Source organism: Bacillus sp. J33, from assembly GCF_000518885.1.
Classification (GTDB): domain Bacteria; phylum Bacillota; class Bacilli; order Bacillales; family Cytobacillaceae; genus Cytobacillus.
The window spans coordinates 1-15,057 of sequence record NZ_JAEL01000121.1 but is presented as its reverse complement, the minus strand read 5'-3'; the positions used below and the strand labels follow the sequence as shown (position 1 = coordinate 15,057).

At 40.5% G+C, this 15,057-nt stretch carries 11 protein-coding genes and 5 pseudogenes; 8 read left to right on the top strand and 8 right to left on the bottom strand.

The features are described 5' to 3' along the window. Positions 1–203: pseudogene (locus tag L634_RS33065) on the bottom strand (IS4 family transposase); the annotation flags it as partial. 403 nt (positions 204–606) lie between these two features. Next, positions 607–1,029, bottom strand: coding sequence for a DinB family protein (locus tag L634_RS31760; protein WP_232233842.1), 423 nt, complete (start codon positions 1,027–1,029; stop codon positions 607–609). A 58-nt stretch (positions 1,030–1,087) separates the two neighbouring features. On the opposite strand from L634_RS31760, the gene L634_RS31755 reads away from it, so the two are divergent. Then, positions 1,088–1,486 (top strand): DUF1259 domain-containing protein, encoded by a 399-nt coding sequence (locus L634_RS31755; RefSeq protein WP_051428415.1) that lies wholly within the window; start codon positions 1,088–1,090, stop codon positions 1,484–1,486. Between the two features lie 387 nt (positions 1,487–1,873). On the opposite strand, the pseudogene L634_RS31750 reads toward L634_RS31755, so the two are convergent. Continuing rightward, positions 1,874–2,240: pseudogene (locus L634_RS31750) on the bottom strand (DUF2294 domain-containing protein). Between the two features lie 322 nt (positions 2,241–2,562). On the opposite strand from L634_RS31750, the gene L634_RS0125310 reads away from it, so the two are divergent. The 4 genes from L634_RS0125310 to L634_RS0125285 all read left to right on the top strand — a co-directional run bounded on the left by L634_RS0125310 (position 2,563) and on the right by L634_RS0125285 (position 10,292). Then, entirely contained in the window at positions 2,563–3,636 is a 1,074-nt protein-coding gene (locus tag L634_RS0125310) for an endospore germination permease (RefSeq protein WP_026584837.1), read from the top strand. Continuing rightward, positions 3,633–5,198 carry a spore germination protein gene (locus tag L634_RS0125305; protein ID WP_034263222.1) on the top strand — a complete coding sequence of 522 codons (1,566 nt, stop codon included), beginning with the start codon at positions 3,633–3,635 and terminating at the stop codon, positions 5,196–5,198. The genes L634_RS0125310 and L634_RS0125305 overlap by 4 nt, the downstream gene beginning before the upstream one ends. Then, positions 5,195–6,361, top strand: a complete 1,167-nt coding sequence (locus tag L634_RS0125300; RefSeq protein ID WP_026584835.1) for a Ger(x)C family spore germination protein — start codon at positions 5,195–5,197, stop codon at positions 6,359–6,361. The genes L634_RS0125305 and L634_RS0125300 overlap by 4 nt, the downstream gene beginning before the upstream one ends. Positions 6,362–7,256: 895 nt before the next feature. Continuing rightward, positions 7,257–10,292: a Tn3 family transposase gene (locus tag L634_RS0125285; protein WP_026584833.1), complete on the top strand. Its 3,036-nt coding sequence runs from the start codon at positions 7,257–7,259 to the stop codon at positions 10,290–10,292. Positions 10,293–10,445: 153 nt separating this feature from the next. Here the strand turns inward: L634_RS0125285 and L634_RS32330 are convergent, their stop codons facing one another. Next, positions 10,446–11,423, bottom strand: coding sequence for a polysaccharide deacetylase family protein (locus L634_RS32330; RefSeq protein ID WP_051428413.1), 978 nt, complete (start codon positions 11,421–11,423; stop codon positions 10,446–10,448). 273 nt (positions 11,424–11,696) lie between these two features. Here L634_RS32330 and L634_RS33060 point away from each other — a divergent pair, with 273 nt between their 5' ends. Together L634_RS33060 and L634_RS33055 are read left to right on the top strand one after the other, a co-directional pair. Beyond that, the gene (locus L634_RS33060; protein WP_084029004.1) at positions 11,697–12,389 is read left to right on the top strand and encodes a recombinase family protein; all 693 of its coding nucleotides are present in this window, start codon (positions 11,697–11,699) and stop codon (positions 12,387–12,389) included. 91 nt (positions 12,390–12,480) lie between these two features. Further along, positions 12,481–12,831: pseudogene (locus tag L634_RS33055) on the top strand (transposase); the annotation flags it as partial. Here L634_RS33055 and L634_RS33610 read toward each other — a convergent pair. The 4 genes and pseudogenes from L634_RS33610 to L634_RS33605 all read right to left on the bottom strand — a co-directional run. Continuing rightward, a pseudogene (locus L634_RS33610) lies at positions 12,801–12,968 on the bottom strand (IS3 family transposase); the annotation flags it as partial. The pseudogenes L634_RS33055 and L634_RS33610 overlap by 31 nt on opposite strands. Before the next feature lie 85 nt (positions 12,969–13,053). After that, positions 13,054–13,824, bottom strand: coding sequence for a TerC family protein (locus L634_RS0125270; protein WP_026584832.1), 771 nt, complete (start codon positions 13,822–13,824; stop codon positions 13,054–13,056). Between the two features lie 123 nt (positions 13,825–13,947). After that, entirely contained in the window at positions 13,948–14,208 is a 261-nt protein-coding gene (locus tag L634_RS34500) for a sporulation protein (RefSeq protein WP_232233841.1), read from the bottom strand. A gap of 94 nt (positions 14,209–14,302) precedes the next feature. Next, positions 14,303–14,410, bottom strand: a complete 108-nt coding sequence (locus L634_RS33605) for an FbpB family small basic protein (RefSeq protein ID WP_101541070.1) — start codon at positions 14,408–14,410, stop codon at positions 14,303–14,305. A 444-nt stretch (positions 14,411–14,854) separates the two neighbouring features. Here L634_RS33605 and L634_RS0125260 point away from each other — a divergent pair. Then, a pseudogene (locus L634_RS0125260) lies at positions 14,855–15,057 on the top strand (IS4 family transposase); the annotation flags it as partial.

The following is a 15,057-nucleotide window of genomic DNA, read 5'->3' as shown; positions in this document are numbered from 1 at the left end:
TGACTGCACAATTGTGTAAGTGATGTGCTAGCGATTTCTTGACTAAGCCATACGCAAAGGGCAATGAGTTCGTTTGCTTGATACTTACTAGATCGCTGTACAAAGCCAACTTGTTTGGCGATATCTTGTAAGACTACTGGAGATAAAAAGTATTGTAGTTCTTGTGCAAAAAGATTCAGTTCATTTGAAATGATAGGATTCATCAAAAACGCCATCCTTTCTCGTAAACTTCTTACGATAAGCATAGCGTTTTTTCATTTTGAGGGTATGATTTTAACTTCGCTTGATGGGCATGTGACGGTACCCCTTGTTCAACAATCGAGCCCTTTTGCGGAATAACCACCAATCCTTGTTTGTCATTCGTATGATGTATTGAGCTCTCGTTCTTCGTTAGCTTAACGAAGAGGCCTTGATTTTTTCTTGTTTGAGATTATTATTTGCTTTTCATTTTTAGACAAAATCCAGTCTGCAACCAATCGCTGCTGCTTTTTTCAACCCGTCTTGTCCTCTCTTCATATCAGTCTATGAACGGGGCGGGAAGGCTGCCATAAAGAAAGAACGGAAGCCGCGTTTTCCGCGCAGCTTCCGTCCCGATCTTCCGGACAACTAACTCAAATACCGATTTCGGATGACCCCCATGTGATGAATCTCGTGTCCTGCGATGCCGTACGCGAGGGCACGCGCCGTAATGTTTGCGTTGTTGGCTGTGCCTTTGCAGGACCACGCCTCCGCCGGTAACCCGCGCAGCAGTGTGATCGTCGATTGCCGTACGGCCCGGTAGTCTTCGGCCAATTGCGCGGTTATCCAGCTCCCGAAAGGAGGCATGAACAATTCCTGGTCGAAACCGGACAGAGGCGTCTGGTCCCCTCTTGCGATTCGGAGCAGGCGGTAGGTCATGACGCGTTCTCCGTCTGCGATGTGGCCCACGACTTCTTTCAGCGTCCATTTTCCTTCCGCATACCGATACGCGCCATGGGGCTTTCGGCATGGAAATCCCTCTGAGTTAGCGAAAACGCTTCGTTCTGGAATTAATCAATCGAACACACCAATCAATGCCAACCAACCATTGGTTAATGGAGAATTTCCATTGGATAAGAAGAAGCTTGATCAAATTTTCGGTAAGGAAGGATCTTTAAGTAATGGTGTTTACAAGATTAGTTTCCCGCGCTCTGAACAAATCAAAGAAAACGGAATGGTCATTCCTCCGTCAATGGGGACGTCAACAGCAATTAACTTTCAACCGACTGGTGGACAAAATGCAGCGATTACAGGAGATTTTGTGTTAACAGCAGAAGAAGTGAATTCAGTAATACGTGTTTTACGAAAACATGACATCGAAGTAGAAGCTGTGCATAATCACATGTTATTTGAAGAACCACATCTCCTTTTCGTTCACTTTTGGGCGAATGACGATGCAGAAAAATTAGCGAAAGGACTTCGTAAAGCGGTCGAAAAAACCAATTCTAAATTACCTGATAAAGATTAGATCAGACCAAAATACTGAATACCATTCATGTTCCGATGAATGAAAATTATAAGAGAACCGATTTTTCCTTCACCGAAAGGGAGCATCGGTTTTTATATTTAAATTGAGTAACATGAGAAATTCGTTGTTTTTGCGAGGTGTTTGAAATAATCTTCATACATCATATTTATTTTACTTTTATTTATTCTTATTGGGGTAGCGTCAAGGCGGTCAGCCCCAATACGAAAAAAAGTACAATTGGGGACAACAAATTCCCGACAACGATATCGAACATGATGTAAATTCAACTCCTTGCAAAAAAATAACCGGTAACTTCAGGGTGTCCTGAATTACCGGCTTAACTTCAACGGATCCTCTCGGATCTTTCGATTCATCTGCCAATACGCATTATTCAATTAATTTCTTCTCCAGATTATCGGAGAGCACGAACACCATTACTCTTTCCCCTGTACGCGTGCTGATATCGGTGTGGAAGCTGACGACTTGTTCCCCCGTCAACTCAAGGATCATCTTTCCAAGCTGTTCTCTTCCCGATTCCACCAAATCTGCCCTGATGCGCTTTACAGACAGCATACCCTCCGATGTCCCGGCCAATTTTTGGTTCAGCGAGAGTTAATATCCCTTTAAGTCCCACAATAATCATATTGCGCATGATGTCCGTTTTGACCAATACCGACCCCCGTCCCAAATATTCCTTCTCCCATTGCGTTAAAATTTTGCTTATCTGCCAATTCCCCCTTTTGATATGGAACAGAGCATTCAAATCCCTCCAAATAAAAAACGCTACTTCATATGGGCGAATGTGATCCCAATGAACATACCGATTTATCTTCAACTTATTTAGCAAAATGAAATTACTTTTTCATCCTGTCAATGCACATAATGCGAAAGCAACGAGTCGGCAAAATGGTTTGAAGATCGTTCGTTTTATGATTGAACCTTACATTTAGTATACGTGTTCCTCTCTGTCAATGGAAATTCATTTTATTGGGTATTTTTTTCGATTCGAATGGTTAAATTACAATTATATATTTCATGGACAAAATGTCAGGCGATGATCGGGAGGTGACGATAAAATTCAAAATAATATTTCTGCGTTGCAAGGTTACTCCATTCTTTTACTTTCGATCGGCCTTCTCAATCATGTGGTCTTGATTCCCATATTGTTGGACGCAGCGGGAAGAGATGCTGTAGTCTCCGTTGGGATGGTATTGGCCTTGTTGCCTGTTTGGGGGGCGTGCCTAGTCTATATCATGAAACACAAGGGTCAACAGCCGTTCTCCGATTGGTTGCAGCACCATTTCGGCAAAGGCTTGTCCGTCATTATCCTTGCGGCAGTCAGCATCTACATATGGCTGCAGGGTTACGTTACCCTCTTTTATTTCATTGTATGGACCCATTCGACTTATATGCCGCATACACCCAAATTCGTGCTTGCTCTTCTCGTATTAGCCTGCTGTTTCTTTCTTGCAACCGGGGGCCTTCGTTCCATCGCGATTACGTCGGGTATTTTGCTGCCATTTGTGGTGATTCTCGGAGTATTTGTTATGACCTTCAACTTCAAGCATAAAGACTACAGTCTTGTTCTCCCCCTCCTTGCCGATGGATTCGCTCCCGTTTGGCGGGGCAGCCTATATGCGGCGAGCGGAATTTTCGAGCTTGTGCTTCTTCTTTTTTTTCAACATCGTCTGATCAATCGCCCTTCATTCGCCGGCGTGCTGTTCATGATTTTTTCGCTCGCCGGATTGACAATAGGCCCTTTAATGGGAGCGATTTCGATTTATGGGGCAGAGGAAGCTGCTTTGCAGAGATATCCGGCATTTGAACAGTGGCGTGTTCTCGAACTGGGAAAGTACATAGAACATTTGGATGTTTTTGCAATCTATCAGTGGGTATCCGGAGAATTCATTCGCCTTTCGCTTTCCCTCTTCATCATTGCGGATGTGTGGAAACCGAAAAACAGAACGCCGCTTCTGCTGCTTGCGACCGGAACTCTGCTTATTGCCATTTTGGCGCCGATAAGTGACGTACGGTTTTTGCAATTTCTAAAAACGATGTATTTCCCATCCACCTTCGTCCTGGTAATCGGACTCACCTTCTTGTTTGCGGGAAAAACATGGATTTCAAGATGGAGGATGAGGGGATCATGAAGAACTGGTTGATGCAATGGTTCCGAAAGCGGTCTTATCCACCTGCTTCGTTGCCTGCGGAACAGAAAATCGGGCATTCCAACGATGCTTGCGCGAATGACCTGGGCTTGACCGAACAGGAGATCACCGGTTTATTTCAAAATTCCGCCGATGTCAAATCTGTTTCTTGCCTGTGTGACAGGCAGAATCCGAACTCCTCTGTTTTATTGCTTTATTGCGAAGGGTTGACGGATCCAAGGGAATGGAAAGACATCGTTCTGCCGCGTTTAAGGCGGCTCTTTAGAACAACAGGCTTCAATGGCGACTCCATGACCCGCAATGATGAGCTGCCGCTAGAGAAGGTAACGGGCAACGGGCTGATGTTGAGACGGCAAATCGTACAGCATGTGCTGGATGGAAAACTCATTATTTTTACGCCTGTTCAACAGTGCGTGTATGCATGGGATATGGCCAAGGTGCCTCAGCGAAAACCGGAAGAATCCAGTATCGATGTGTCGATCAAAGGTCCTAAAGACGGTTTTGTGGAAGAGATTGCGACCAATGTCGCTTTAATTCGCAAGCGCATGAGAACAGGCTCCTTATGTTATGAACAGGTAACGGTCGGACAGCGCACGCAAACCCGAATCGGATTGCTTTATTTGCAAGATGTTGCGAACGCGGCGCTGGTTGACAATCTTCGAACGAAACTGCAGGGTATCAAATATGACGGGATATGCAGCGCCGGGCAGCTGCAAGAAATGCTTTCGACTCCGAAATCCATATTCCCGATGATGGCCTATACAGGACGGCCCGATTTCGCCGTGGCCTCGCTGCTGAGCGGTCGTTGCGTCGTTCTAACGGAGGGTACGCCCAGCGCCCTAATTGCGCCGGCCGACGTCTTCTTACTGTTGAAGACCGCAGAAGATATCCATTATCCCGCGCTGAGCGTTGCTGTAGCAAGAGGGCTCAGAATAGTCGGGATTTTGACAGCTCTGTTATTGCCCGCGCTATGGACTGCGCTGCTAAGCTTTCACATCGAACAAATACCAATATTGCTATTGGCTACCATTTCGGTACAGCGGCTGGGCCTCCCATTCTCTGTCGCTCAAGAAATGTTTCTGACGCTGATTTTCCTGGAAGCTTTTCGTGAGGCGGGAGCGCGGTTGCCTGCTTCATTAGGACAAACGATTACTGTCGTAGGAGGACTGATTATTGGCGATGCCACGATTCGGGCAGGGTTTATGTCGCCCAGTGTTCTGGTTATCGCCGCGATTACCCATGTGTTCGGCTCTATGGTGCCGAATCATTCGTTGAATGCTACGGTCAGTATACTGCGGTTTGGCCTTTTCTTTGTTTCTGCCGCCTTCGGTTTATACGGTTTTTTTTGCGGAGTGGTACTGCTGCTTTCCTATCTTTCCACCCTGCAGTCTTTCGGATTACCTTATTTATCTCCTTTGTCGCCGCTGGACAGGGCAGACTTGCCTCAAGCCCTGTTCAATCTTCCATGGGCTTGGCGGCGGAAACGTCCGAATGCCGTGAATACGCAAGATTCAACCCGGAAAGCAGAGGAGGACTCATCATGAAGGCGATTTTAATCTTGGTCGCGGGAGCGAGCTTGCTTCTGACGACAGGATGCTGGGGCTCGTTAGAAATCCAAACGATCCATTATGTTACGGCTATTGGAGCCGACTACAAAGATGGAGAGTATGTTCTTTATGCTCAGATGTTAGACTTTTCGGATGCAGCCAAATCGGAAGGGCAGGCAAAAACAAAACAGCCAACCAGTTATGTAGGGAAAGCGGCGGGAAAAAGCCTTTGGGATGCGGCCAACAAACTGCAAGCTGCATCTCAACAAGCGCTTTTTTGGGAACAGGTATCGACGATCGTCGTTACCGACAATGTATTGAAGGCGGACAAACATCTGGAATTTCTGGAGTTTACGAATCGCTATAAAGAAATACGGTACAATACATGGATATTCAGCACAAAAGAAAATATCGAAGATATCTTCAAAGCCCAAACCTTTTTCAAATTTTCTCCGCTTTACACCCTGTTGCATGAACCGAAAGATCAGTATCGCCAAAGCTCCTCGATTTCCCCCGTCCGCTTGTATCAATTTATACGTTCATTAAAAGATAAGGCCAGGTCAAGTTATTTGCCGTCATTGACATTAAACGCCGCTTTTTGGAGAGAGGACGGTAAAAACATGAAGCTTTTGGAAATTGATGGCGCGGATCTGTTCCAAACGAAACGATGGAACGGCTGGATCAGTCGAACCGATCTTACGGGCTGGCAATGGGTGAATCCAAAGACGCAAAGCTATCCCGTTGCTTTATTGTCCGACGATGATATTTCGGCCGTCATGCTGTTTAAAAAACCGCGCATCCATATTCGACCTCAGGCGAAATGGGACAAAGCCTATTTTGACATGACGATTACATTGGACGCGTATCTTGTCGAACTGCGCGAAGCCATGACGGAAAATGAGTTGATGGAACGATATACAAAACTTTTGGAAGGTCAAATCCTCCATGTTTTTCGCGAAGGTATCCGCATCCATACCGACGTGTTGAACCTGGGAGATACACTGTATCGATCCAATCCGCGTGTATGGCAACAGATGGCCGATGACCATTCATTCGTTCTTCATAATGACGCAATTCGTCATTTGAAAATCAATATTCATTTCAATGATACGGGTGAATATAAGTTTGTGCCGCAAAAACAAAAAGATGAGGATAAATAACCAGAAGTCAGCGGCAGCACATGGAGCGTTTTACCAGGACGCAGAGACAAAGGCTAGGCTTCGATCATAACCTCGTTGTCATGCCGGCTTATACGCGGCTTCTCCCGGGCGCTGGAAGATCTTCAACAGCCAGTTGTACATAGAGGGCCTCGTAGATTATTTATCCTTTCTCTAACGCCTCATGATCATTGTCACTTGTCATTCTTAATCCCTGGCATATTGCATCTAATCCGGCAGCGTTGGTCAAGTCGCCGCCGCAGCCGTGAATGCTCCTTATAATTGAAGATTAAAATATAAATAAATACAGTGCTAATAGATATATAAGAATATACACCACAGAAGCTATTCTTCCGAAAGTCGTAATACAACCTTTGTCTTCTCTTAAAAAGATTAAATATAAAATACTTAATACAACCATTAAAATATACAATGGTGAAACAGCAAGTTGTGCAAATTCATTAGCCATTTGATAATTCACACCCCTATTAAATGCTAATCCTTATTTTATCAAAATTAAGAGTCCTTTCGCTTATTTTCATTAACTATATAATTTTCTATGCCAATTAATAAAGAATAAAATAAATAAATAGACACCTCTTAAGGAAAACTATATTTGATTAAGACTTTTCTGGAGGTGTCAACATTGTTTAGTAAGAAAAAAATCTTTTTTGCCCTCGTAATGTTTTTGTTAATTCCCTCAATCGTTTATGGGAATGAATCGAGACTTCTAGAAGCGCCTATTTGGGGTACGGCAACCAAAACGACTTTCAACCGCCACATCTAAAAATTTTTCCATATAAGGAATCAACCTACCATATATATGGGTAGGTTTTTATTTTATCATTAAATAAACTAAAAAGTCAGAAAAATAGACGTAGCAAAGAAGGGAACTCTATTGCCTAGTATTCAAGATACCATTTACCCTCGAATTAAGAGTAGTTTAACTGAACAAGACTTACAAGAAGTCTATACTCCTAGAAGAGAAGAAATTGAGTGGACAGATACTAAGTCTAGAGGAAATATTCAACAGTTAGGATTATTGGTGCTGATTAAGACCGTGCAAAAGCTAGGTTTTTTTCCTCGAATGTTAGATATCCCTCAAACGATCATTGAGTATATTGCCAGTAGAGTACAATTACCTCTACCTAGCAAGGAAGATTGGATAGCCTATTGTGAATCTAGAACATGCCAAAGGCACTATCGTTTCGTTCGAGATTACCTACAAATTCGCCCTTTTAATGAGCAAGCTCGTCAATTCATGATCGATACGATGGGCAAACTGTCTTGGAGCAAAGATGAACCTGCTGACCTCGTTAACGCAGCTATCGAAGAATTAATTTGCCAATGTTATGAACTCCCTGTTTATAACACATTAAAAGAAGCAGCGAACGAAGTTCGTAAGAAATCATATCGTGTGATCTATGAACAGATCAACGTTAGATTGAGTGAAGGACAAAAAGAAACGATCAATGAACTTTTCCAATCCACAGAAGGATCGACTTATAGCCTATGGAATAAGTTAAAAGAAGATGCGAAAAGTGCAAAGTTATCTCATCTAAAGGATTTGATTGCTCATCGTGACTGGTTGAAACAACAACAAATCCCCCGTGAAGCATTGAAAGAAATCCCTATCATCAAAATCAAACAAATGGCAGCAGAAGCGAAAACCTTAGATGCAGGTCGGATGATGAAAATGAAAGGAGATAAACGCTACGCTCTTGCGGTTTCACTTGTTTATGTTCAATATTCAAAAGTATTAGATGATATTGCTGAAACCATGATTAAACGCATGATGAGTATTCATAAAAAAGGTCGTCAATTTTTGAAAGACTATAAAGAAAAGACACAAAGGAAAACCGATTCATTGGTTGAAACGCTTCATCATTTACTGTTGGCTTACCAACTTGAAGGCGAAGCTGAAGAGCGCATTCAAGCGATGCAGAAAGTGCTTGGAGATCGAGAAGAACAGGTATTGCGTGATTGTGAAAATCATTTAGCACTTAGTGGAGACAACTACTTTTTATTCTTATGGCGGTTTTTTAAGAGTCATCGCTCAACTTTCTTTAAAATTATAAAATCTTTACCCTTACGTTCTACTAATCAAGATACAGCTATTGAAGAATCTGTGTCGTTTCTGTTATCCCATCAGTATACTCGTAAGGAATGGATTTCAGTGGTTCACGTGGAGAAAATTGGTCCATGGAAAAAAGAAGTAACTCCTTTAATTGACTTATCCTGGGTTCCTGATAGCTGGTGGAGATGGCTCAGTCGCAAACGAAAGAAAGAAACTAGACCTGAGGAAGTAAACCGTCGTCACTTTGAAGTGTGTTTCTTCTCACAAATCATACTGGAGTTAAAAGCAGGAAACTTGTACATTGAAGGTAGCGAAAAGTATGCCGATTATCGGGAACAGCTGATTTCATGGGAAGAGTATGAGGAGAGTGTGGAAGAATTTTGTGAGCAAGTTAACTTATTCCCTATTGCAAATGATTTTATCCAAAAGATGCGTAAGCGATTTCAAAATGTGGCTCGACAGACCGATCAATCCTTTCCACGTAATGAACAAGTACGTATTGAAAATGGCGAAGTTGTCATTAGCAAGATCAAAAAGAAAAAGCTTCCCCCAGGATTGAAAACCTTGGAAGCTTATATTGCTCAAAAACTTGAACCAATCAATGTACTAGATGTATTAGCAGATACGGAGCATTGGCTTAATTGGACTCGCTTCTTTGGTCCGATCTCAGGGCATGAAGCCAGAATAGAAAATCCTGTCGAACGATACTTAGTGAATACCTTTTGCTATGGATGCAACCTAGGTCCTACTCAAACGTCTCGTTCATTGGGAGAACTGGATCGAAAACAAATTGCTCGGATTAACCAATATCATGTGACCAATGAGGATTTGGATAAAGCTATTCGATACATTATTAATGCTTATAACCAGTTTGATCTCCCGAAACATTGGGGAGATGGTAAGCGTGCTTCTGCGGATGGAACCATGTGGGACTTATATGAACAAAATTTGCTCTCAGAAAATCATATTCGCTATGGAGGATATGGTGGGATAGGATATTATCATGTATCAGATACCTATATTGCTTTGTTCAGTAACTTTATTCCTTGTGGGGTTTGGGAAGGAATTCATATCCTAGACATTCTAATGAATGAAGGAAAAGTGGACATTCAGCCCGAAATTCTTTATTCCGATACACAAGGGCAAAGTGTAACCGTCTTCGGACTCTCTGCGCTTCTCGGTATTCAACTGATGCCCCGGATCCGTAACTGGAAGGATTTAAAGATGTTTTGCCCAACCAAAGAAGATGTGTATGAAAACATCGACGATTTGTTTTCAGACGAAATTGATTGGAAACTGATCGAAGATCATTATGAAGATATGCTTCGAGTGGCGATGTCGATTAAATCAGGGAAAATTACTCCTTCAATCATCCTTAATAAACTGGGAACCTATAGTCAAAAGAATATTCTATATAAAGCGTTTCGGGAACTTGGAAGAGTCATTCGTACCCTGTTTCTTCTTCAATATATGGCAGATGAGGATTTAAGAAGTACGATTCAGTCTGCTACTAATAAAAGTGAAGCGTTTAATGGATTTACCAAATGGTTGTTCTTTGGTGGACTTGGTATTATTGCAGAAAATGATCGCGAGAAACAACGGAAAGTGATTAAATATAATCATCTCGTAGCAAATAGTTTGATCTTTTATAATGTGTTCTCTTTATCTCGTATTCTCCAGGATTATATTCAAGAAGGGAATGAGTATGAGGAAGAATGGTTGTCTTATTTAAGCCCATATGTTACGGCACATGTTAATCGGTTCGGTAAATATCGAATTGACTTTAATCGTAAACCCCCAAAACTTCCATTTGATGTTCCTATTGCAAGAGACAGCAGTTTGTCTTCAATAAAGTGAGAAATAAAGATAGATATGCATCTCTTTAAGGGGTACGACAACGATTCCTTCCTTTTCATGTCATAAGACATTATTTTACAAATAAAACCCTCGGTTTCTATTTGTAAATGGGAATATTTTCAGATGTGGCGGTTCATTCTTCGAATCGTTCACTTACCCCTGCAAGACAATTCCACCAGGTGATTTATCCCTATTCAGAATCGTCATAATTTCTTCTGCGGATGTACCACTCCAATCGAGTGTATCTACTGACCAAAGAATGTTTTTAAATCCTAGTCTTTCAAATATAAGGGCATCTGCAGATGTAAAATCGCCATATGGCGGCCTAATTAATGTAGCTTTTACTCCTGTTACCTTTTCAATTATTTCGTTCGTAGATTTAAGTTGCTGAATAACCTGGGACGTATATAGTTTTGAAAGTTCCGGATGATCCCAAGTGTGATTTGCAATGGTATGTCCCTCGTCTACCATTCGTTTTGCCAATTGTGGAAAATAGGAAACTTGCTCTCCAACAACGAAAAACGTCGCGGGAACACCTTTTTCTTTTAATATATCTAAAATTTGAGGTGTAATAAGTTTGTCAGGACCGTCATCAAAAGTTAATGCAATCTGCTTTTTAGTTGTTTCGGCTTTTTCATAAGCGATTGGCTTATTCGCTTCTGGCGTGTTTGTCTGAATAAAGGTTCTGTAAATCTTAGGATCATAGGTAACGGTCATTCCCAACTTCTGTGCAGTCACTAATAACGGAACATATGGTCGTCCATCAATTGTGGTTGTTGTCGTAGCTAGGGACTCACGGATCCATTTGTTTTTTTCCTTAATGTAATAGTCCATATATGTTTTACCTAATGGCAGGGCAACAATATTATTTCTCTCAATAGCGATAGATTGATATTTTTCATTCCGATCAACAGTAGCACCTGTATGCTTGAAAAATATATCTGGTACCATCAAACGACCATTTTGCATATAATAGCTCGTCTTAATAAGCTTTCCATCGACAGAAATAGAAGCGTATGATACTGTTGAGGCTTGGGCTGGCGCTATACCAAAAAGGCCTGAAATGATGAAGGAAATGAGAAGAATTGCTAAAAATGCTTTTTTTCCCTTCATTTTGTTTAATTTGAACATGATTATCCCCCTGTTTTTCTATCTTTATTTATACAGAAAAGATTCTATCAACAATTTTCTGAAAACGATATAGAATATTGCTGGAAATATATGTGGTAACATTAGGATAATAGTCTCTTTCGGAAACCCGGATTTTTACACAGTGAGTTTTATAAAATATAACTAGGAAGCCTCGTTCTAATGCAAGAAATCTATTAAACTCAGATTTGAATAAAGTAGAAAAAACAAATGTATATCCTATATATTTTTAGTTAACTATAAAGCGGAGATTCGATTGTGGTAGAGAGTTTTTCGAGATTAGGTCGAAGTACAAAAGATTTGATCGAGTTAGTTGAGTACTTTGAAAGCAAAAATGTAAAATTGATTAGCATAAAAGAGAATTTTGATACGAATACACCACAAGGGAAACTGATGCTTACTGTTTTTCAAGCATTCAGCCAATTCGAAAGAGACCTAATTGCTCAACGAACAAAAGAGGGGTTAGAGAGTGCAAGAGCCAGAGGAAGAAATGGCGGCCGTACAAAAGTGAAAGAAAAACAGATAAAGAAAGCTCTTAATCTATATAACTCTAAGGAATACAGTATTAGCGAGATTGTGGAAATGACCGGAATAAGTCAAGCAACACTATATCGTTACATACGAACAACAAGGCAAAGCAAAGAGGAACAAGCTCATATTGATATAGAAAACACTGCAAAAATAAGAATGTGGCTGCGAATAGAAAATAACAATAAATTTGTACGTAGCAAAGGAAAGGTAAGAGAAAGTGTCGAGCAGATCCTAAAAGATAATTACAAAATGGAGATCATAGCTAACGAGTATATAATCTACGTCCCTTATACAACTGTCGATGCGTTAAAAAAGACAGTGTATGATATTCTCGCTGAATTAGATAGTGAGGCTGATATGAAGAATTGTTTTATTGAAGCAGATGTTTATTGCGATGAATTAGGACTCTCATGGTAATTTCAAGGATTTCTCTTTTATTACCATATTAAATAAGTAAATTAATTTTACTGGAAGAAATCCTGCGGACTAGAGCAGCTACCCTGTCACTAGGCCTTATTCAAGTAAGCAATCGATAAAAGAACGCGAAAACCTGTTAGACCGCGACTTTACTACTACGACTATTAATGAAAAATGGGTAGCTGATATTACTTATATCCACACTCTTAAAGATGGATGGTGCTATTTAGCTTCTGTAATGGATTTGCACTCTAAAAAAGTTGTTGGATACTCTTTTTCACAAATCATGAATACAGACTTAGTGATGAAAGCATTAGATAACGCATATTTGGCACAAAACCCAGCAAATGGGCTTATTCTGCATACAGATTTAGGCTCTCAATATACCAGTGAAGAATTTCGGAATTACGTTCAATCAAAGGGTACCCTAATGGAGTTCTCGATCTCTTGTGGTGTTTTATATCCCAAACTACCATGAATCCTTTTACGATTATACCAGCCTTCAATGTATTGAAATAAAGCTATCGCAGCTGATTTGTGATCTAAATATTTAACATGAGGGTTTTCTTCTTTCTTCAGGGATTTTTATGCAAAAAAAAGAACCGGTTTATCTGAATCCCCTTCCGGCTCTTTCCTCAAAAATCTCGTATTTTAACAATCTAAGTTATTCCGAAGGCTGTTTTTCGTCCGTTTTTTTAGTCAGAAACCAGCCAGCTGCGGCAATCCCAATCAAAACAGTATAGAAGATGAGCTTCCATTCTGTTGAATGTGCAAATTCATATGAAATAATTCCGACATCTGGATGTCCTAATGTAAAGACGGCAAGTTTTACACCAACCCAGCCGACAATCGCAAAAGCGGCAATTTCAAGACCTGGCTTTGCATGAAGCAATTTCACAAAGAAGTTAGCAGCGAAACGCATGATAATTAAACCGATTAATCCACCGGCAAAAATGACGAGGAACTTACCACCATCCATACCCCCAATGTTCGGAATATTTGTGTTCGGAAGGGTCATAGCCAGCGCAACAGCAGCCAAAATTGAGTCAACAGCAAAAGCAATATCTGCCAATTCTACTTTAAAAACTGTTCCCCAAAAACCGGATTTCTTTTCTTCCTTTTTTGCCTTATTCACATCTTTATTTTTAATGACGAGTTTCCTCAAAATATGATTGATTGCGATGAATAACAGGTATAAAGCACCTATAGCCTGTACCTGCCAAACATCGACAAGGAAAGAAATGATGAATAATGAACCAAAGCGGAAAACGAAGGCACCTACTAGTCCATAGAAAAGTGCTTTTTTTCTTTCGTCCTCAGGAAGATGCTTTACCATAATGGCCAGTACAAGCGCATTATCCGCTGCCAACAAGCCTTCGATGGCGATTAATAATAGCAATACCCATCCATATTCTAATAAAATTGAAAGTTCCAATTAAATTTTCCTCCTATTAAATAGTTCTATGTCTAAAAATAGTTCTAGCTGTGTCATTATTTCTAATATCCTCAGTGATCCGAATAGCATCCTGATCCAAGCTTTCTAGACTTTTTTTGAAAGCTAGTCTTGTTTTAAATCGATAAGATAATGTGGCTGTCGATACTCGGGTAGAGTTCGGTAGCCGGAAAAGATAGCATCTGCCTGAATACACTTGGTTGTTAAAATAGTAACAGAATCAACGATTTCTTCGTTTTTCTCCTCCCTATCCATTAGGACCAAATCACAATCGATCCGTTTCAGTTGTTGTAATATAGTTCCACCTTTAATCAAGAAATATCCCTTTACCTGCTCACCTGCCCTATATGTTTCCTTTTCAAGTATAAGATCGATCTGTGTTGATCCTATTCCTAATAGTGCCCTATATTTCTCAGAATCATGAATGTCTTCCTGTTTTTATTTCGGGATCTTTAGCCACTTATTTTTTGGGCATTACATGTCTTGCATCGAGCCGTTCCTCTATTTTTGCAACCTGCTTTTTATCTTTCAAGAGATCCTCTTTATTTTTTTTTGACCAACTCCACAAAGGATGCTTTTCTTTTCATAATCCTTCTCACCATTCTTTCTATAGTTTGATATCAAAAAGTCCTATTCATGCAACTCAGATCTGGAAAAACAAAAAGACCTTTACCAATAGGCAAAGGTCTTGCTAACAACGAATTCGCTGCCAACAAAGCCGAGAGATTAGAAATCTCCGAAATGACGACTTTGGTGTAAAAGCTACTCCCCTTTTAAAAAGGATATAGTATTAATGTATAGCTTTAGTTTAAATATTAAGTCAACCATTCTTTCTCACTTTTTAGTTCTAAGGATTACTATAACTTTTATCTAGCTAAGAACTTCAATAAAGCTATTATATTCTATTAGGGGTACCGCCACATGCCCATCAAGCGAAGTTAAAATCATACCCTCAAAATGAAAAAACGCTATGCTTATCGTAAGAAGTTTACGAGAAAGGATGGCGTTTTTGATGAATCCTATCATTTCAAATGAACTGAATCTTTTTGCACAAGAACTACAATACTTTTTATCTCCAGTAGTCTTACAAGATATCGCCAAACAAGTTGGCTTTGTACAGCGATCTAGTAAGTATCAAGCAAACGAACTCATTGCCCTTTGCGTATGGCTTAGTCAAGAAATCGCTAGCACATCACTTACACAATTGTGCAGTCA

Coding starts and splice junctions, on each gene's coding strand:
- L634_RS0125305 (WP_034263222.1), top strand. CDS start 3,633: ATGAAGAACTGGTTGATGCAATGGTTCCGAAAGCGGTCTTATCCACCT.
- L634_RS0125300 (WP_026584835.1), top strand. CDS start 5,195: ATGAAGGCGATTTTAATCTTGGTCGCGGGAGCGAGCTTGCTTCTGACG.
- L634_RS32330 (WP_051428413.1), bottom strand. CDS start 11,423: ATGTTCAAATTAAACAAAATGAAGGGAAAAAAAGCATTTTTAGCAATT.